General features: G+C 74.1%; 20 protein-coding genes. 12 read left to right on the forward strand and 8 right to left on the reverse strand.

All coding sequences use genetic code 11. The annotated features are described in order from the left end of the window. Window positions 1–65: 65 nt before the first annotated feature. Window positions 66–440 (reverse strand): peptidase M23, encoded by a 375-nt coding sequence (locus ACFOSY_RS13125; protein WP_394306949.1) that lies wholly within the window; start codon window positions 438–440, stop codon window positions 66–68. Window positions 441–680: 240 nt separating this feature from the next. On the opposite strand from ACFOSY_RS13125, the gene ACFOSY_RS13130 reads away from it, so the two are divergent. Beyond that, the gene (locus ACFOSY_RS13130; RefSeq protein ID WP_006131698.1) at window positions 681–1,109 is read left to right on the forward strand and encodes a VOC family protein; all 429 of its coding nucleotides are present in this window, start codon (window positions 681–683) and stop codon (window positions 1,107–1,109) included. 46 nt (window positions 1,110–1,155) lie between these two features. After that, the gene (locus ACFOSY_RS13135) at window positions 1,156–2,118 is read left to right on the forward strand and encodes an aldo/keto reductase (RefSeq protein WP_394306950.1); all 963 of its coding nucleotides are present in this window, start codon (window positions 1,156–1,158) and stop codon (window positions 2,116–2,118) included. Here ACFOSY_RS13135 and ACFOSY_RS13140 read toward each other — a convergent pair. Beyond that, complete coding sequence (locus ACFOSY_RS13140) at window positions 2,105–3,364, reverse strand: MFS transporter (protein ID WP_394306951.1); 1,260 nt, start codon at window positions 3,362–3,364, stop codon at window positions 2,105–2,107. The genes ACFOSY_RS13135 and ACFOSY_RS13140 overlap by 14 nt on opposite strands. A gap of 135 nt (window positions 3,365–3,499) precedes the next feature. Between ACFOSY_RS13140 and ACFOSY_RS13145 the strand changes: the two genes are divergently transcribed. Both ACFOSY_RS13145 and ACFOSY_RS13150 read left to right on the forward strand, forming a co-directional pair. Continuing rightward, window positions 3,500–3,796, forward strand: coding sequence for a hypothetical protein (locus tag ACFOSY_RS13145; RefSeq protein ID WP_394306952.1), 297 nt, complete (start codon window positions 3,500–3,502; stop codon window positions 3,794–3,796). A gap of 78 nt (window positions 3,797–3,874) precedes the next feature. Next, complete coding sequence (locus ACFOSY_RS13150) at window positions 3,875–4,300, forward strand: CBS domain-containing protein (protein ID WP_394306953.1); 426 nt, start codon at window positions 3,875–3,877, stop codon at window positions 4,298–4,300. 6 nt (window positions 4,301–4,306) lie between these two features. On the opposite strand, the gene ACFOSY_RS13155 is transcribed toward ACFOSY_RS13150, so the two are convergent. Then, window positions 4,307–4,762 (reverse strand): archease, encoded by a 456-nt coding sequence (locus tag ACFOSY_RS13155; RefSeq protein WP_394306954.1) that lies wholly within the window; start codon window positions 4,760–4,762, stop codon window positions 4,307–4,309. A 117-nt stretch (window positions 4,763–4,879) separates the two neighbouring features. On the opposite strand from ACFOSY_RS13155, the gene ACFOSY_RS13160 reads away from it, so the two are divergent. Beyond that, the gene (locus ACFOSY_RS13160; RefSeq protein WP_394306955.1) at window positions 4,880–5,551 is read left to right on the forward strand and encodes a phosphoribosyltransferase; all 672 of its coding nucleotides are present in this window, start codon (window positions 4,880–4,882) and stop codon (window positions 5,549–5,551) included. Between the two features lie 38 nt (window positions 5,552–5,589). Here the strand turns inward: ACFOSY_RS13160 and ACFOSY_RS13165 are convergent, their stop codons facing one another. Together ACFOSY_RS13165 and ACFOSY_RS13170 are read right to left on the reverse strand one after the other, a co-directional pair. Then, window positions 5,590–6,780 (reverse strand): CaiB/BaiF CoA transferase family protein, encoded by a 1,191-nt coding sequence (locus ACFOSY_RS13165; RefSeq protein ID WP_394306956.1) that lies wholly within the window; start codon window positions 6,778–6,780, stop codon window positions 5,590–5,592. A 149-nt stretch (window positions 6,781–6,929) separates the two neighbouring features. Then, complete coding sequence (locus tag ACFOSY_RS13170) at window positions 6,930–7,163, reverse strand: hypothetical protein (protein ID WP_394306957.1); 234 nt, start codon at window positions 7,161–7,163, stop codon at window positions 6,930–6,932. Window positions 7,164–7,297: 134 nt separating this feature from the next. On the opposite strand from ACFOSY_RS13170, the gene ACFOSY_RS13175 reads away from it, so the two are divergent. After that, window positions 7,298–8,203 carry a LysR family transcriptional regulator gene (locus tag ACFOSY_RS13175; protein ID WP_394306958.1) on the forward strand — a complete coding sequence of 302 codons (906 nt, stop codon included), beginning with the start codon at window positions 7,298–7,300 and terminating at the stop codon, window positions 8,201–8,203. 27 nt (window positions 8,204–8,230) lie between these two features. On the opposite strand, the gene ACFOSY_RS13180 is transcribed toward ACFOSY_RS13175, so the two are convergent. After that, window positions 8,231–8,842, reverse strand: a complete 612-nt coding sequence (locus ACFOSY_RS13180; protein ID WP_394306959.1) for a TetR/AcrR family transcriptional regulator — start codon at window positions 8,840–8,842, stop codon at window positions 8,231–8,233. A 273-nt stretch (window positions 8,843–9,115) separates the two neighbouring features. Between ACFOSY_RS13180 and ACFOSY_RS13185 the strand changes: the two genes are divergently transcribed. Genes ACFOSY_RS13185 through ACFOSY_RS13200 form a run of 4 tightly spaced genes read left to right on the forward strand, consistent with a single transcriptional unit; the run spans window position 9,116 to window position 13,935 of the window. Next, the gene (locus tag ACFOSY_RS13185; protein WP_394306960.1) at window positions 9,116–9,685 is read left to right on the forward strand and encodes a 2Fe-2S iron-sulfur cluster-binding protein; all 570 of its coding nucleotides are present in this window, start codon (window positions 9,116–9,118) and stop codon (window positions 9,683–9,685) included. Next, a complete protein-coding gene (locus ACFOSY_RS13190) occupies window positions 9,682–10,674 on the forward strand; it encodes an FAD binding domain-containing protein (RefSeq protein WP_394306961.1) in 993 nt (330 codons plus the stop codon). The genes ACFOSY_RS13185 and ACFOSY_RS13190 overlap by 4 nt, the downstream gene beginning before the upstream one ends. Further along, a complete protein-coding gene (locus ACFOSY_RS13195) occupies window positions 10,671–12,803 on the forward strand; it encodes a xanthine dehydrogenase family protein molybdopterin-binding subunit (RefSeq protein ID WP_394306962.1) in 2,133 nt (710 codons plus the stop codon). The genes ACFOSY_RS13190 and ACFOSY_RS13195 overlap by 4 nt, the downstream gene beginning before the upstream one ends. Beyond that, a complete protein-coding gene (locus ACFOSY_RS13200; protein WP_394306963.1) occupies window positions 12,796–13,935 on the forward strand; it encodes an XdhC family protein in 1,140 nt (379 codons plus the stop codon). Before ACFOSY_RS13195 ends, ACFOSY_RS13200 begins: the two co-directional genes overlap by 8 nt. Window positions 13,936–14,022: 87 nt before the next feature. Here the strand turns inward: ACFOSY_RS13200 and ACFOSY_RS13205 are convergent, their stop codons facing one another. Then, window positions 14,023–14,589: an NAD(P)H-dependent oxidoreductase gene (locus ACFOSY_RS13205; protein ID WP_394306964.1), complete on the reverse strand. Its 567-nt coding sequence runs from the start codon at window positions 14,587–14,589 to the stop codon at window positions 14,023–14,025. A 119-nt stretch (window positions 14,590–14,708) separates the two neighbouring features. On the opposite strand from ACFOSY_RS13205, the gene ACFOSY_RS13210 reads away from it, so the two are divergent. Together ACFOSY_RS13210 and ACFOSY_RS13215 are read left to right on the forward strand one after the other, a co-directional pair. Continuing rightward, window positions 14,709–15,362, forward strand: coding sequence for a TetR/AcrR family transcriptional regulator (locus ACFOSY_RS13210; RefSeq protein WP_394306965.1), 654 nt, complete (start codon window positions 14,709–14,711; stop codon window positions 15,360–15,362). A 93-nt stretch (window positions 15,363–15,455) separates the two neighbouring features. Next, complete coding sequence (locus tag ACFOSY_RS13215; protein WP_394306966.1) at window positions 15,456–16,493, forward strand: LacI family DNA-binding transcriptional regulator; 1,038 nt, start codon at window positions 15,456–15,458, stop codon at window positions 16,491–16,493. Between the two features lie 390 nt (window positions 16,494–16,883). Here ACFOSY_RS13215 and trxA read toward each other — a convergent pair whose 3' ends face one another. Then, on the reverse strand, window positions 16,884–17,354 hold the full coding sequence (gene trxA, locus ACFOSY_RS13220) for a thioredoxin (protein ID WP_394306967.1): 471 nt from the start codon (window positions 17,352–17,354) through the stop codon (window positions 16,884–16,886). Window positions 17,355–17,381 lie beyond the last annotated feature (27 nt).

The following is a 17,381-nucleotide window of genomic DNA, read 5'->3' on the forward strand; positions in this document are numbered from 1 at the left end:
TCGCCGCACACCCCGAGGGGCGGGCCGGATCACCGGCCCGCCCCTTCCCCCGTGACGCGCGGGCGTCAGCAGTCGGGCACGCCCTCGATCTTCTGCCCGCCCCGCAGATACAGGTTGTTCACCCAGGCGAGGTCGCTGCCGGAGAACTCCTGCACGGCGGTCCACCAGTTGTTGGTGCCCACGTCCGGGTCGGTGACCGTGTCGCCCTGCGTCTGGCAGACGGCGTCCAGCCAGTACTGCGAGCGGACGGCCAGGCGCGGGGCGGACACCGACGGCTGCTGGCGGAGGTTGACGTCCGTGGCCCAGATGTAGACGTCGGTGAGCGTCGGGTCCCCGCCGGACGGAGCCGCGGGCGCGGCCTGCGCGGTGGCGGTGAGCCCGCCGAACGCCAGGGCGGCCGCGGCGAGGAGGGTGACGTGACGGCGCGTGAAGTTCTTCATGGTCATTCATCCCCGTGGAGTAGGTGCTGTGCTGCTGTGCCACTGTAGGGAGACGACGGACACGGGTGTCCCTGACAACTGTCAGGGCACGGACCGGACTTCGGCGCCGGCGTCCTCGTGCCGGAAATCCGCTCGACGCGCGCGGCGGTGGTGCCCTAACGTGCCGTCCGCGGCATCGCGTGCCGGTCACCGGCCGGGTGAGGCATGGAGGCGCCGCGGATGCCTGTGGAGGCATTGACCTTGTCCGTCGAGTTCAACCACACGATCGTTCTCACTCCCGACCGGGAGACGTCCGCCCGCTTCGTCGCGGAGATCCTGGGCCTCGAGCCCGGACCGCCCGCCGGGATGTTCCTCCCGGTGACCACCGCCAACGGCGTCACCCTCGACTTCGCCACCGTCGACATCGACATTCCCGTGCAGCACTACGCGTTCCTCGTCTCCGAGGACGAGTTCGACGCGATCCTCGCCCGGCTCGTCGCCGCCCGGGTCCCCCTCCAGGCCGACCCGCACGGCCGGCACCCGCGCCGCATCAACCGCAACGACGGCGGACGCGGCGTGTACTTCCGCGACCCGGCGGGCCACGGCCTCGAGGTCCTCACCCGCCCCTACGGCACCGACCCGGACTCGCCCCTGAACGGCGTGACCGAGGAGATCCCCGGCGCGGTCTGACGCGGCACGACAGCCCCCGTAGCCCACCTGAAGGAGTCACCCGCCCGTGGAACGGAACAGACTCGGCAGGAGCGACGTGCACGTCACGGAACTGGGCTTCGGGGGCGGTCCGCTCGGCGGGCTGTTCGAGCCGGTCGACGACGACACCGCCGCGCGGGCGCTGGAGGCGGCCTGGGACAGCGGTGTCCGTTACTTCGACACCTCGCCCCACTACGGGATCGGGCAGTCCGAACGCCGTGTCGGCGCACTGCTGCGGGGGAAGCCGCGTGACGCGTGGACGCTGTCCACGAAGGTCGGCAGGGTGCTGGTGCCGCAGGATCCCGGCGGCCGGACCGACGAGGCCTTCGAGGTGCCCGCCACCCACCGCCGGGTGTGGGACTTCACCCGGGACGGGGTGCTGCGCAGCGTGGAGGACTCGCTGACGCGCATGGGCGTCGACCGGATCGACGTGCTGTACCTGCACGACGCGGAGCAGCACTTCGAGGACGCGCTCCGCGACGGCTACCCGGCTCTCGCCGAGCTGCGCGCCCAGGGGACGGTGGGAGCCGTCGGCGCGGGGATGTACCACACGGGCAAGCTGACCCGGCTGGTCCAGGAGACCGACGTCGACGCGGTGATGCTGTCCGGCCGCTACACGCTGCTCGACCACAGGGAGCCGTCGATGACCGTCCGCCGTGTCGTGCCGAACCTCCACTCCGAGGCCGTAGGGGAGAACCGGGAGTTCTACGGCCTCCTGGGCTTCGAGGAGGTCATGAACCACGGCTGGATCATGACGCTCGCCTCGCCGTCCAGCCCGACGGCGCAGGTGAGCGTGATGACCGCCGACAGGACGGCGCCGGTCGACCCCGACCTGAGCGTCGAGGTGGACGACGTCGACGCGGTGTACGAGACCGTCCGCGACAGCGGCGCGGAGATCGTCCACCCGCTGCGGGACGAGGAGTGGGGCGTACGCCGCTTCTTCGTCCGCGACCCGGACGGCCGCGTGGTGAACGTCCTCAGCCACCGCTGAGCTGACTTCCGGCCTCCGCCTCCTCTTCCCGGCGCGCCTCGTCGAGGCGGCGGGGAAGCAGCAGCGGGGTGGCCAGGAGCAGGGCGCCCGCGAGGGCGATGGCGGTGCGGGGGCCGGTGAGGCTCGCCAGCAGGCCCCAGAACGCGGTCAGCGCGGCGATCGACGCCTTGCCGGTCGCCGACCACGCCGACAGCGTGCGCACGACCCGGTCCGCCGGGGTCCCCTCCAGCCGGCGCGTCGCGAGGACCGGGTTGAACACGCCGATGCTCGTGATCAGCCCGAACTCGACCCCCATCACCAGAACCAGCCCCGCCACACCCGGTCCCACGAACGCCAGACCGATCGGCCAGCACGCCCGCAGCGTCCCCGCGACCTGCAGCACCCGCCGCGGCCCGAACCGCGCCACCAGCCGCCGCGACAGCCGCGCGCCGACCAGCCCGCCCAGACACGGCACCGCGAAGGCCAGCCCGTACTGCCACGGGGCGAAGCCCAGCGGGCCCACCATCAGCACGATCAGCAGCGGCGACGACGCCATGATCAGGCCGTTGACCAGCACCGTGTTGAGGAACAGCGGACGCAGCTCACGGCTGCGCAGGATGTACCGCCACCCGTCGAGCAGGTCGCCGGCCCGCAGCCGGGGCCGCGGGTCCGGCCGCTCGGGACGCCGGTCGCCACCACCCGCCGCGCCCAGCGCACCGGCCGACAGCAGATAGCTCACGGCGTCGGCGACCACCGTCGTCACCGGCCCGAACACTCCCATCGCCGCCCCGCCCAGCGGCGGACCGAGCATGGTCGCGGTCCAGTTCGTCGACTCCAGCCGCCCGTTCGCGCGCAGCAGCTCCTCGCGCGGCACGACGTCCTTCACGTACGCGCCGACCGCCGCCTGGAACGTGATGTCGGCCGCCGCCACCGTCACGGACACCACCAGCAGCTGCGCCACGGTGAGCGCGTCCACGGCGTAGGCGAGGGGCACGCTGAGCAGCACCGCGCACCGGAGCAGATCCGTCGCGATCATCACCGGGCGTTTGCGGCGGTACTCCACCCAGGGCCCGAGCGGCACCGACAGCACCGCCCCGACCGCGGGACCCACCGCCGCCAGCAGCGACACCTCCGCCGGACCGGCGTCCAGCACCAGCAGGGCGATCAGCGCGAACGCGTCGAACGCGAACCGCGTACCAAAGGTGGACACCCCGTACGCCGCCCACAACCACCCGAACCGCCACCCCGGCGACCGCCGCCCGTCCACCCGCCGCCCCCGCTCACACCCGGCCCCACCCCCGGCGGCCACCGGGGACCGGCCCATCCAAGCGACCGCGACGGCTCCGGGCAAACCGAGCCGGTCGCCGTATGCTGGCCGCGGTTTCTACCGGAGGCGGGGGATATGCGCGATGATTCCGAGCGCGGGAAGCTGCAGATCTATGCGGTGGAGAGCGCAGGGCCTGAGGCAGCCACCTGCGTCGTTCGCTGTACAGGCGGCATCGCGCGCACCGGGCAGCGGTACTCCTCCGGCGAGATAGCTCCTCTCACGCTCGAACACATCACCCGTTATGGCAGGGCGGTTGATTTCGTGGATCCGCCTCACAACGCGAAGGTTCGCTTTTCCGGAGAGGGCGCGCGTGGTCTGGTGCGAAATGTGGTCCTCGTCGAGGAGGAGCATCAGCCGCCGTGCGGGGTATGAGGGTGACGATGTGAAAAGCGGACGGGGTGTCCGTCGGTGGCGCCCCGTGTTCGCGACCTCGCACCGGGAGGTGTCCTCATGACCACCCGCATACGCGACGTGATGTCCGCGCACACCACCTCTGTCGAGCCGATGACCTCCGTGACGCAGGCGGCGCGGCTGATGCGGGAGCAGGACGTCGGGGATGTGCTCGTCGCCTACGACTGCGACCTGTTCGGTGTGCTCACCGACCGCGACATCGTGCTGCGGGGCGTCGCCGAGGGGCACGATCCCGAGGCCACGACCGTCGGGTCGCTGTGCACCCGCCCGCCGCTGGTGACGCTCGACCCGGACGACACCACCGACCACGCCGTCGAGCTGATGCGGGAACACGCCGTGCGGCGGCTCCCCGTGGTGGAGCACGGCGGCTGCCCCGTGGGCGTGGTCAGCCTCGGCGACCTCGCCGCCGAGGAGGACCCGCACTCCGCGCTCGCCGACATCAGCCGCGCGACGCCGACCCACTGAGCGTGGTCACCCGTCGACGGTCACCGCGCACGACCAGCCGTACGGTCCCGGCGACAGCCGCAGATCCTCCCAGCCGACGTCCGTCGGCACCTCCCCGGTGACCCGCACGTCCGCCAGGCCCACGACCGCCAGCCGCACATCCAGCCCGCCCTCGGCCTCGTCGGCCTCCACGTCCACCGGCACCTGGCCGTACGCCTCCAGCCGGTACAGGATCTCGTCGAGCAGCGCGGCCAGCAGGTCGTCGTCGCTCGTCTCGGCGAGCCGGATGCGGTCCACCCCGGTCGGTCTCACACCGGACACGTCGGCGAAGCACTCCACCATCGCCACCACGGCCTCGGCCAGGCAGTGCTCGCGGCTCGCCGCCCAGGCCTCGATGCGTACGTCGTCCTCCTGCGCCACCGAACGGTGCCCGCTGCGGTCCCGTCGCGGCGCCTGCCCGGGGTCACTCGTGTCACCGACCATGCACCACGACTGCCCGAGCGCGCCGCCCCCATGCCCCGCGCCGGTGCTTCGCGCACCCGGGGAAGGGGTACGCGGGTGCCGACCGAGGTCGTGACCGCTCGGAGGGAGGGCACCGTCATGCGGTTCCGTGATCGCCGGCAGGCCGGACGCGAACTGGCCGCGCGGCTGCGGGAGAGGCAGGACGCGGGCGCCCTGCCCGACCCCCTCGTCCTGGCGCTGCCCCGCGGCGGCGTCGCCGTCGCAGCCGAGGTCGCCGAGGCCCTCGGCGCGCCCCTCGACGTCCTCGTCGTCCGCAAGGTCGGCGCCCCCCGCCACGAGGAGTACGGCGTCGGCGCCATGGCCGGCGACGGCGTCCCCGTGTACGACGAGGAGGCCCTGCGCGGTCTCGGCCTGACACAGGCCGACCTCGCGCCCGTCGTCGCACGGGAACGCGCCGAACTGCTCCGGCGCGAACAGCTCTACCGGCAGGGCAGGCCCGCGCCCGACCCGCAGGGCCGCACGGTGGTCGTCGTCGACGACGGCCTGGCCACCGGCTCCACGGCCCGCGCCGCCCTGCGCGCCCTCCGCGCCCGCGGTCCCGCCCGCCTGGTCCTGGCCGTCCCGGTCGCCTCCCCGGAGGGCGCCGCCGCCCTCCGCTCCGAGACCGACGAGCTGATCAGCCTCCACGAACCGGCCGCCTTCATGGCCGTCGGCCAGTGGTACGACGAGTTCGACCAGACGACGGACGAGGAGGTGCTGGAGGCGCTGCGCCGGCATCAGCAGCGGAGTCAGCACCAGCGGCAGCCGTAGCCGGCACCGGCAGCGGCCATGATCGCGGCCCGGACCGGTCAGATCACCTCGTCCGCCCGCAGCGCCGCGATGTCCTCCGGCGTGCGGCCCAGTTCGCGCAGGATCCTCTCCGTGTGCTCGCCCACCGCCGGCACCGGGTCCATGCGGGCGGGGAGGCCCGCGAGGTCGGCGGGCGGGAGCAGCGCCTGAGCCATGCCGCCCGGCACCCCGATCTCGCGCCACCGGCCGCGCGCCGCCAGCACCGGGTGGTCGAGGAACGCAGCGACGTCGTTGACCCCGGTGCAGGCGATGCCCATCTCCTCGAGGCTCTTGAGCAGGTCCGCCGCGTCGTCGCGGGCGCAGCGGTCCGCCACGATCGCGTTCAGTTCGTCCCGGTGCGCCACGCGGAGGGAACCGGTGGCGAACCGCGGGTCGCCGGTGAGTTCCGGCCGGCCGAGGAACTCTCGGCACAGCGCCGCCCACTCGCGTTCGTTCTGGACGGAGAACAGCACCTCGCGCCCGTCCGCCGCCCGGAACGTGCCGTACGGCGCGATCGTCGCGTGCTGCGTGCCCATCCGGGGCGGCTGGGCGCCGCCGTACCGCGTGTAGTACGCGGGCTGCCCCATCCACTCCGCCAGCGCCTCGAACAGGGACACCTCCACCGGGTGCACCTCGCCGGTGGTGGCGCGGGTGTAGAGGGCGGTGAGGACACCGCTGTAGGCGTACATCCCGGCGGCGATGTCGGCGACGGAGATTCCCGTACGGGCGGTCTCCTCTGGGGTGCCGGTGAGCGACACCAGACCCGTCTGGCACTGCACGAGCAGGTCGTACGCCTTGCGGTCGGCCCACGGCCCCGTGGTGCCCCAGCCGGAGACGGCGCAGGGGATCAGGCGCGGATGGCGGCGGGCCAGGTCCTCGGCGCCCAGCCCGAGGCGGCCGGCCGCGCCCGGCGCGAGGTTTTGCACGAACACGTCGGCGTCCGCCAGCAGTTCGTGCAGGATGTCCAGGCCGCGCGGGTCCTTCAGGTCGAGCGTGAGGGACTCCTTCGAGCGGTTGATCCACACGAAGTAGCTGGACGTGCCGTGCACGGTGGTGTCGTAGCGCCGGGCGAAGTCACCCCCGCCCGGCCGCTCCACCTTGACGACCCGGGCGCCGAGGTCGGCCAGCTGCCGGGTGGCGTAGGGCGCGGCCACCGCCTGCTCCACGGTCACCACCGTCACCCCGGACAAGGGGAGTCTCCGCACGTCCACGCCTCCTCGCCCGCACCCGGGTCCCCGGTCACCGGCCGCCTCCGGCCGGTACGCGATCACTACGCCATGAGTACGGCCGGGGCGACCGCCTGTCAACGCCCGCCCCTCCGCGGCGCCTGCCCGTCAACCCGCCCGTCCGTGCCGGTACGTCAGCGTCCGCCCGGCGCCGGTACGTCGGCGGGGCGGCTGCGCGACATGATGCGCATGCCCCGCGCGTCCACCGCGCGGACCTGGAGCGACCCGCAGCCGCAGCGCGTCCACACCGTGCTGCCCGCCGCGGTGGCGTGCCGCGAGACGACCTGGAACGGCTCGGCGTGGTCCGGCCACCCGCAGTAGGGGCAGGCGGTGCCGGTCGTACCCGTGACGCCGGTGGTGCTGGTCATGGCGACTCCTTGGATTCTCACGTGCTGCACGTGACGTGTGTGCCTGCCGCCGTGCGCGGCACCTCAAGGATGAGCCGTCGATTATGTTCACGTCCAGGTTGACTTTGTGCACGCCACCGTGAAGCCTCGACTTCATGATTGACCTGCGCCGGCTTCACGTCCTGCGAGCGGTCGCCCACTACGGCACGGTCACCGCGGCCGCCCGCGCCCTGCACTTCACGCCCTCCGCCGCCTCCCAGCAGATCCGCCAGCTCGCCCGCGACCTCGACGTCGACCTGCTCGAGCCCCAGGGCCGCGGGGTACGGCTCACCCCGGCCGCCGAGAGCCTGCTGGCGCACGCCGACGCCATCCAGGCCCGCTGGGACCTGGCCGAGCTGGACCTGCGCGCCGACCACGGCGACCCGGCCGGGGTGCTGCGGGTGACCGGGTTCCCGGTGGCCGTCTCGGTGCTGCTCGCGCCGATGGCGGCCCGGCTCGGCGAGCGGCACCCACGGTTGTCGGTACGGATCACGGAGGCGGTCGTTCCGGCCATTTTCGACCTGCTCTTCGAGGGCGCCGCCGATCTGGCCGTGGTGGAGTCCACCCCGCACAACCCGCCGATGAGCGACACGCGGTTCGACCAGCAGCCGTTGCTCGACGACCCGTTCGACCTGGTGGTGCCGGACGCCCACGCGCTGGCCGGGCGGGACCGCGCCGACCTGGCCGAGGCGGCGCACGAGCCGTGGATCGCCCCGGTCCCGGAGAGCCCGTGCCGGCTCCAGGTGATGGCCGCGTGCGGCGCGGCCGGCTTCACCCCGGAGGTCGTCCACCACGCCGGCGACTGGAACGCCACGGCGCATCTCGTGGCCCACGGTCTCGGCGTGGCGCTGATCCCGCGCCTGGCCCACGTGACCCCGCACCTGCCGATCACCCGCGTCCGCTGCGCGGGCGACCCCCACCGCAGGCTCCTCACGGCCACCCGCGCCGGCGGCCACGCCCGCCCGGCCGTCGCGGCGGCCCTCCGCGAACTGCGCGAACTCGCCCCGACGGCTCTCGCCTGACCCCCCCGGCCGACAGCGCGCCGTCCGTCAGGCGTCCGGCGTCTTCCGCCCCGGCGCCCCCACCCGCAGCCCGTCCATGACCAGGTCCAGCAGGCGGGCGGCCCGCTCCTGCCAGGCGCTCGCGGGGTCGAGCTGCCAGAGTCCGCCGATCGCGAGGAGCAGGTCGTCGGAGGTCACGCCGGGGCGGATCACCCCGGCCTCCTCGCACGCCCGGAGCAGCCGGTCCGCCGCCTGGAGCAGCGTGTCGGGTCCCGGCTTCGCCGGGCCGTCCGGGGAGCTGGTGGCCTGCCGGATCGCGTCCGCGAGACCCGCCTTGGTCATGCTGAACCGGGCCAGCCGGTCCATCCACTCCCGCAGCGCCCGGTCGGGCTCCCGGCAGCACAGCAGCTGGTCCGCGCTGTCGGCGACCTGCCGCATCTCGTGCCGGTAGATCTCCATCACCAGCGCCTCGCGGCTGGGGAAGTTCCGGTAGAACGTGCCCTGTCCGACGCCCGCCTTCTTGGCGATCACGCTCAGAGGGGTGTCCGCCGACCGCGTCAGCTCGGTGACCGCGACGGCCAGGATGCGCTCGCGGTTGCGCTGAGCGTCCGCCCGCTGGGGTGTCTCCGCGCTCCGGGACGCGTCCTTGTGCTCGCCCACCGGTCCTCCTTCCGGGCCGTGACCGAAACCCGTCCTTGATAAGCGGACAGCTGTCCACTACGTTCTCGGTAACGGACAGCTGTCCGCTTCCGGTCCATCGTATCGGCGGACCCGGGCGGCACGGGACGGCCCCTCGGCATGCCCGCGCCACCGCCGCGCCCGCACGACGTCGCACGTCACACCATCCCGCACACCGCACGTTCCGCACAGCGCCCCGACCCCTCCGCTGCAGATTTTCGTGACTCCTGAGATATCCGTGAAAGAAGGCCGTCCATGACGCCCCCCACGTCGTCCAGCACCGTCACCCTGAACGTCAACGGCGAGAAACACACGCTCACCGTCGACCACCGCACCACCCTGCTCGACGCCCTGCGCGACCGCCTCGACCTGACCGGCACCAAGAAGGGCTGCGACCACGGCCAGTGCGGCGCCTGCACCGTCCTCGTCGACGGCCGGCGCACCGTCTCCTGTCTTCAGCTGGCCGTCGCCTCCGAGGACCGCGAGATCACCACCGTGGAGGGCGTCGCCGAGGGGGACCGGCTGCACCCGGTGCAGCAGGCCTTCCTCGACCTCGACGGCTACCAGTGCGGCTACTGCACCCCCGGACAGATCTGTTCGGCGGTCGCCGTCATCGAGGAGCACGCCGCCGGCTGGCCCAGCGCCGTCACCGCGGACGTGCGGTCCGAGGCCGGCCCGCCGCCCCTGACCACCGAGGAGATCAAGGAACGTATGAGCGGCAACCTCTGCCGTTGCGCCGCCTACGGCCAGATGGCGGAAGCGGTCGCCCGCGCCGCCGCCGAGGCCTCCGCCGACACCGCCGTCACCGAGGAGACCGCCGCATGAGGGAGTTCGACTACCGGCGCGCCGACGACGTCGCCACCGCGGTCGCCCTGCTGGACGCGGACCCGGACGCCCGCTTCCTCGGCGGCGGCACCAACCTCGTCGACCTGATGAAGAACGGCGTCGAAACCCCCGCCCGGCTCGTCGACGTCCGCTCCCTCCCGCTCGACCGGATCGAGACCGACGACGACGGCGCGGTACGCATCGGCGCGACCGTCACCAACAGCGACCTCGCCGCGCACCCGCTGATCCGCGACCGCTACCCGGCGCTCACCCAGGCCGTCCTGGCCGGCGCCTCCGGCCAGCTGCGCAACATGGCCACCGTCGGCGGCAACCTGCTCCAGCGCACCCGCTGCGGCTACTTCACCGACATCACCCGGCCCTGCAACAAGCGCGCACCCGGCAGCGGCTGCTCCGCCCTCGAAGGGGAGCACCACAACCACGCGATCCTCGGCGCCTCCGAGCACTGCGTGGCCGTCCACCCCTCCGACATGGGCGTCGCGCTCACCGCGTTCGACGCCGTCGTCTCCTGGCGGACCGCCGACGGCGCCGGCGAGGCCCCGCTGACCGACTTCTACCTGCCGGTCGGCGACACCCCGCAGCGCGAGACCGTGCTGCCGCCCGGTGCGCTCATCACCCATGTCACCCTGCCGCCCGCGCACGTCGCCGCCCGCTCGCGCTACCGCAAGGTCCGCGAACGCGCCTCGTACGCCTTCGCGATCGGCTCGGTCGCCGCCGCGCTGGACGTGTCCGGCGGCGTCGTCCGCGACGCCCGCCTCGCCCTCGGCGCGGTCGCCTCCCGGCCCTGGCGGGCCCGCCTCGCCGAACGCATCCTCGTCGGCGCGCCCGCCACCGCCGAGTACTTCGCCGCGGCAGCCGACGCCGAACTCGCGGCGGCCCGCCCCCTGCCCCACAACGGCTACAAGGTGACCCTCCAGCGCAACCTCGTCGTGGCCGTGCTGACCGAACTCGCCGAGGAGACCTCCCGATGACCGTCGCCCCCCAACGCCCCGCCGCACCGGGCGTCGTCGGCACCGCGCACACCCGCGTCGAGGGCCGCGACAAGGTCACCGGCGCCGCCCGCTACGGCGGTGACATCCCGTTCGCCGGGCTCGTCCACGGCACGTTCGTGCTGTCCACGGTGGCCCGCGGCCGGATCCGGTCCCTCGACACCGCCCCGGTGCTCGCCATGCCCGGTGTCCTGGCCGTCCTCCACCACGGCAACGCCCCCCGCCTGGCCGGCGACTACGTCGGCATGCTGGGCGTCCGGCCGGACCCGACCGCCCTCGTCTTCCAGCACGACCGCGTCCCGCACGCCGGCTGGCCCGTCGCCCTCGTCGTCGCCGAGACGCCCGAGCAGGCGCGGGCGGCCGCCGACGCCCTCGCCGTCTCGTACGAGGAGGAGCCCCACGACGTCGCCCTCTCCGCGGACCGGCCCGACGCCTACCCCGCCGAGGGGCACATGCCCGGCGTCACCGAGAAGGGCGACCTGGAGGCCGAACTCGCCGCCTCCGCGCATGTGGTGGACGCGGAGTACACCACGCCCGAGGAGCACCACGCCATGATGGAGCCGCACGTGGCGACGGCGTGGTGGGACGGCGGCCGGCTGGACCTCGTCGACTCCGACCAGGGCATCACCTGGGTCGCCGACGAATTCGCCCGGATGTTCTCCCTCGACCCGTCCGCGGTACGGGTCCGCTCCGAGCACGTCGGCGGCGGCTTCGGCAGCAAGGGCGTCCGCGCACCGCAGGTCGCCGCGGCGATGGCCGCGGCCCAACTGGACCGCCCGGTGCGGGTGACGCTGACCCGGCGCCAGATGTTCTCCGTCACCGGCTACCGCAGCCCCACCGTCCAGCGGGTCCGGCTGGGCGCAGGACCCGACGGACGGCTGCGCGCCCTGGAGCACGTCTCGCTCAACCAGACCTCCACGGTCTACGAGTTCGTCGAACCCGGCGCCGGCGTGGCCCGCACCATGTACGACGCCACCGCCCACCGCACGGAGAACCGCGTCGTACGGCTGGACGTGCCGTCCCCGACGTGGGTGCGGGCGCCCGGCGAGGCGCCGGGGTCGTTCGCCCTGGAGTGCGCCCTCGACGAACTGGCCGAGAAGTGCGGCGTCGACCCGATCGACCTGCGGCTGCGCAACGAGCCGGAGACCGGCCCGGTCAGCGGACTGCCGTTCGCGAGCCGCAACGTCGCCGCCTGCTTCCGCGAGGGCGCCCGCCGCTTCGGCTGGGACGCCCGCGACCCGCGCCCCGGCGTGCGCCGCGACGGACGGTGGCTGCTCGGCACCGGCACGGCCGCCGCGTCCTTCCCCGCGGGCGCCCTGCCGTCCACGGCGGCGGTGACCGCGGACGCCGACGGCACCTTCACCGTCCGGATCTCCGCCTCGGACATCGGCACCGGGGCGCGTACGGCGCTCACCCTGATCGCCGCCGACGCCCTGCGTGTACCGGCGGAGCGGGTCCGGGTGCACCTCGGCGACAGCGACTTCGGGCCCTCCGGCATCGCCGCCGGCTCCATGGGCACGCGCTCCTGGGGCTGGGCGGTCGCGGCGGCCGCCGGGGAACTGCGCGAACGCCTCGTGCCGGGCGGTGAACTGCCCCCGGAGGGCATCACCGTGCGGTCCGACACCACGCAGGCGATCGCCGCGCTCGCGGCGAAGGAACGGCACACCTGGGGCGCCCAGTTCGCCGAGGTCGCCGTCGACGTCAGCACGGGCGAGGTCCGGGTGCGGCGGATGCTCGGCGTCTTCGCCGCCGGCCGCATCGTCAACCCGCTGACCGCCCGCAACCAGCTCGTCGGCGGCATGACCTGGGGCATCTCCATGGCCCTGCACGAGGAGGCGGTGCGCGACGCGGCCTCCGGCGCGCTCTACGGCGCCGACCTGGCCGGCTACCACGTCGCCACCCACGCCGACGTGCCCGCGGACGTCGAGGCGGTCTGGGTCGACGACCACGACCCCGACGACCCGGTCGGCATCAAGGGCATCGGCGAGGTCGGCATCGTGGGCGCGGCGGCCGCCGTCGCCAACGCGGTGTGGCACGCCACCGGCGTACGCCACCGCGCCCTGCCGATCCGCCCGGACCGGGTGCTGCGGGCGGGAGGTCCGCATGCTTGACCTCGCCGACGACCTGCGCGGCTGGCTGGCCGAGGGCCGGGAGTTCGCCGTGGCCACGGTGATCTCCGTGGACGGCAGCGCGCCGCGCGGCCCCGGCGCCGCCCTCGCCGTCGACCGTGAGGGCACGGCGATCGGCTCGGTGTCCGGCGGGTGCGTCGAGGGCGCGGTGTACGACCTGTGCGCCGAGGCCCTCGCGGACGGGCGGGCCAGGACCGAGCGGTTCGGGTACAGCGACGAGGACGCCTTCGCGGTCGGCCTGACCTGCGGCGGCGTCATCGAGGTGCTGGTCACGCCGGTCGGCGCGGACAGCCCCGTCCGGCCGGTGCTGGAGTCCGCCCTGCCGGAGCTGTCCCGGGGCGGGCCGGGCGCGCTGGCGTGGGTGACGGACGGTCCGGCGGACCTGCTGGGCCGGGCGCTCCTCGTCCGGCCCGACGGCACGCACGCGGGCGGCCTCGGCGGCGCGGAGGAGCTGGACCGCGCCGCCGCCGGAGCGGCGCGTGACCTGCTGGACGCGGGGCGCACCGGGACGGTCACGGTCGGGCCGGGCGCGGACGCGTACTGCGCCGGGCGCCCGACCCTCTTCGTGCAGTCCTCCGTGCCCCCGCCCCGGATGATCGTCTTCGGCGCGATCGACTTCGCGGCGGCGCTGGTACGGGTGGGGAAGTTCCTCGGCTACCACGTCACCGTGTGCGACGCCCGGCCCGTGTTCACGACCCGGGCCCGCTTCCCGGAGGCGGACGAGGTGGTGGCCGACTGGCCGCACCGCTATCTGCGCGGCACGCCGACCGACGCCCGCACGGTGCTGTGCGTGCTGACGCACGACGCCAAGTTCGACGTGCCGCTGCTGGAGGTGGCGCTGGGGCTGCCGGTGGCGTACGTCGGCGCGATGGGCTCCCGCCGCACCCACACCGACCGCCTGCGCCGGCTGCGGGAGGCGGGCGTGGGGGAGCGGGCGCTGTCCCGCCTGCACTCCCCGATCGGCCTGGACCTCGGCGCCCGCACCCCGGAGGAGACGGCCCTGTCCATCGCGGCGGAGATCGTCGCGGCACGCCACGGCGGCACGGGCGCGCCGCTGACCACGACGACCGCCCCGATCCACCGGGAGGGCCGGCCGGCCCCGGCGGCGGCCTGAGCGGGCGTGCGCGAGCTGCCGCGTACGGCGAAGGGGCCGGAAGCCTGTTCCGGCTTCCGGCCCCTTCGGGCGTGCTCGGGGTGTGCGTCAGGCCGCGGCCTGCTCGCCGTCGACCAGGGCGTGCAGGCGGTTGACGACCTCCGTCAGCTGCTCGGCGACCTCGGTGTCGTCCGCCGGGTGGGTCTCGGCGAAGCGGGTCATGGAGCCGGGGATGGACAGCTTGATGTCCTCGACGACCTTGCCGCCGGCGATGCCCACGGCCTTGCGGGCCTCGTCCTGCGCCCAGACGCCGCCGTACTGGCCGAAGGCGGTGCCGACCACGACGACCGGCTTGCCGCTGATGGCACCGGCGCCGAACGGCCGGGACAGCCAGTCGATGGCGTTCTTCAGCACGGCCGGGATCGTGCCGTTGTACTCGGGGGTGAAGAGCAGCAGCGCGTCGGCGGCCGCGGCGGCCTCGCGCAGCTGGGCGGCGGCGGCCGGCACGCTGCCCTCGACGTCGATGTCCTCGTTGTAGAAGGGGATCTCCGCCAGGCCCTCGTGGAGCGCGATGTCGGCGCCTTCCGGGGTGAGCTTCACGGCGGTCTCGGCCAGCTGACGGTTGTGCGAACCGGCGCGAAGGCTTCCGACAAGGGCGAGGATGCGAACAGACATGGGAAAACTCCAGGGGGGATATGACCTGCGACACAAGACGGACCGTGGTCCGCTTTGCAGTTGTAGCACTCCAACCGGACCACGGTCCAGTTTCATTCCCGATGCTTTACGCTGGCTTCATGTCCGCCGCGCCCCCGTCCGTCCCGACGCCCCCGGAGCCCGTCGAGTCCCCGCAGCTGGTTCAGCTGGGTCTCGACGACGAGCCCTGCCTGCGCGCCGACGCCGCCCGCAACCGGGCCCGGCTGCTGGAGGCGGCCGCCGGACTCGTCGCGGCGCACGGCGCCGACGCCGTCACCATGGAAGAGGTCGCCGCGGCGGCCGGTGTCGGCAAGGGCACCGTCTTCCGCCGCTTCGGCGACCGCACCGGCCTGCTCATGGCCCTCCTCGACCACGGAGAGAAGAAGCTCCAGGCCGCCTTCCTCAGCGGCCCCCCGCCGCTGGGACCGGGTGCGCCCCCCGCCGAGCGGCTGCGCGCCTTCGGCCGCGCCGCCCTGCGCCGCACCGTGGAGGACCTGGAACTCCAGCTCGCGGCCGAACCGGACGCGGGCCGCCGCTTCACCGTCCCGCCCTACCGGGTGCGGCACCACCACGTCGCCCTGCTGCTGCGCCAGGCCGTCCCGGACGCCGACTGCGAGCTGCTCACCCACACGCTGCTGGCCCAGCTCGACCCCGCCCTGGTCCACCACCTGATCCACCAGTGCGGCATGCCGCCGCAGCGCCTGGAGGACGCGTGGACCGACCTCGTCGACCGGGTCACCGGCACCACCGGCTGACCTCCCCGGACGGCTCCTCGCGCACCCCGGCCCGCGCTCTCAACTCCCCCGAATGAAGGGCGCGTTACGGCTTCTGCAAGGATGCCGTACGTCATGGTGCAGATACCGAACCCGCCCGCGCCCCCGCTCCCCGCACCCACGCGCTCCGTGCCGACGAGCGCCGATGTGGCCCGCCTGGCCGGCGTCTCGCGCGCGACCGTCTCCTACGTGCTGAACAACGCCCGCGCCGTCCGGATCAGCGAGCCGACCCGCCGCCGCGTCCGCGAGGCCGCGCGCGAACTCGGGTACGTCCCGCACGCGGCCGCCCGCAGCCTGCGCGCCGGGCACAGCCGTATGGTCCTCATGCCCGCGCCCGCGTTCCCCGTGGGCCCGCTGTACAGCAGGTTCATCAACGAACTCCAGGCCGCGCTGTGCCTGCTCGACTACACGGTCGTCCAGTACGGCACCGTCGGCGCGCACGACGACGAGGCCGCCCGCGCCTGGGCGGAGCTGCGTCCGGTGGCCGTGCTGGTGCCGGGCTCGGGGCTCGGCCCGCAGGGGGTCGAGGTGCTCAAACGGTCCGGGGCGCGGGCGGTCGTCACGCTCGGCCCCGAGACCGTGGAGGGCGCGCACGCGCTGCTCATGGACCACGACGTCGTCGGGTACAGCGCGGGCGCGCACCTGTTCGACACGGGGCGCCGCCGGATCGGCGTGGTCGTGCCGGGGGAGCCGGGGCTGGACACGTTCTCCGCGCCGCGGCTGGCGGGGGTGCGGGCCGCCGTGCGCGGCACGGACGCGACGGTTGTCGAGCTGCCGCTCGCGCACGAGGAGGAGGCCGCGGCCGGGCTCGCCGCGCGTTGGCGGGAGCTGGGGCTCGATGGGGTGTTCACGTACAACGACGAGTACGCGATGCTGCTGATGCGGGCGCTTCAGGACGCGGGGATCCGCATTCCGGAGGAGACGGCCGTGGTCGGCGCGGACGATCTCATGCTGGGGCGGCTGTTGCGGCCGCGGCTGAGTACGGTGCAGCTCGAACTGCCGTCCGGGCAGGAGCTGGCCGATCTTGTCGACCGGGCCGTCCGTGATCCGGGGGCGGCGCCGGAGGCGCACAAGGTGTTGGGGGCGTCGGTGATTCGACGGGAGTCGAGCTGACGCTCACTGTCTTGCCGGGGTTGTCCGACCCGGACCCGGGGCCCGTGGTCTACGGGGGTGTCGGCATGGAACCCCGTGGCCGGTGGCCGGGGGTGGTGCGCGGCCCGGCGTTGGCGGGGTGCCGCCCGCGCCCACCCGTGCCGCCTTTGGCGGCACGAATGCCCGCGGGCTGCGGGCGCCGGTGCCGGCCGTGCCCACCTGTGCCGGCCCTGGCGGCACGAATGCCTGCGGGCTGCGGGCGTCAGGGCCGGCCGCGCCCACCTGTGCCGGTCTTCGCCGCACGATTGGCTGCGGGCTGCGGGCTGCGGGCTGCGGGCTGCGGGCTGCGGGCGCCCGGCGGCCCGCCTCCCGGCCTTGGCGGCAGGATGGCCCGCGGGCTCAGGGCGGTGCTCAGGCGTCCTGAGCGCCGTCCTGCTGGGTCTGCTGTTCCGCGATCTGCCGGCGGACCTGGTCCATGTCCAGCTTGCGGGCCTGGCCGATGACGTCCGTCAGTGCGGCCTGCGGCAGCGCGCCGGGCTGGGCGAACACCGCGACCTGGTCGCGGACGATCATCAGCGTCGGGATCGACTGGATGCCGAAAGCAGCCGCCAGCTCGGGCTGCGCCTCCGTGTCCACCTTGCCGAACACCAGGTCCGGGTTGTCCTCGGCCGCCTTCTCGTACACCGGTGCGAACTGCTTGCAGGGGCCGCACCACTCCGCCCAGAAGTCGATCAGCACGAACTCGTTGTCCGTGACGGTCTGGTCGAAGTTCTCCTTGGTGAGTTCGACGGTGGCGCTCATGGTCTGGTCCCTCTTCCTGCTGTCGGCTCGGGCGTCGGCACAACACGGCCGACCGGTGACGTATTCCGCGCCCCTACCCATGTGGCCACCCGGCACACCACCCACCAG

Origin of the sequence: Streptomyces lusitanus (assembly GCF_042647945.1) — a bacterium.
Classification (GTDB): domain Bacteria; phylum Actinomycetota; class Actinomycetes; order Streptomycetales; family Streptomycetaceae; genus Streptomyces; species Streptomyces pseudogriseolus.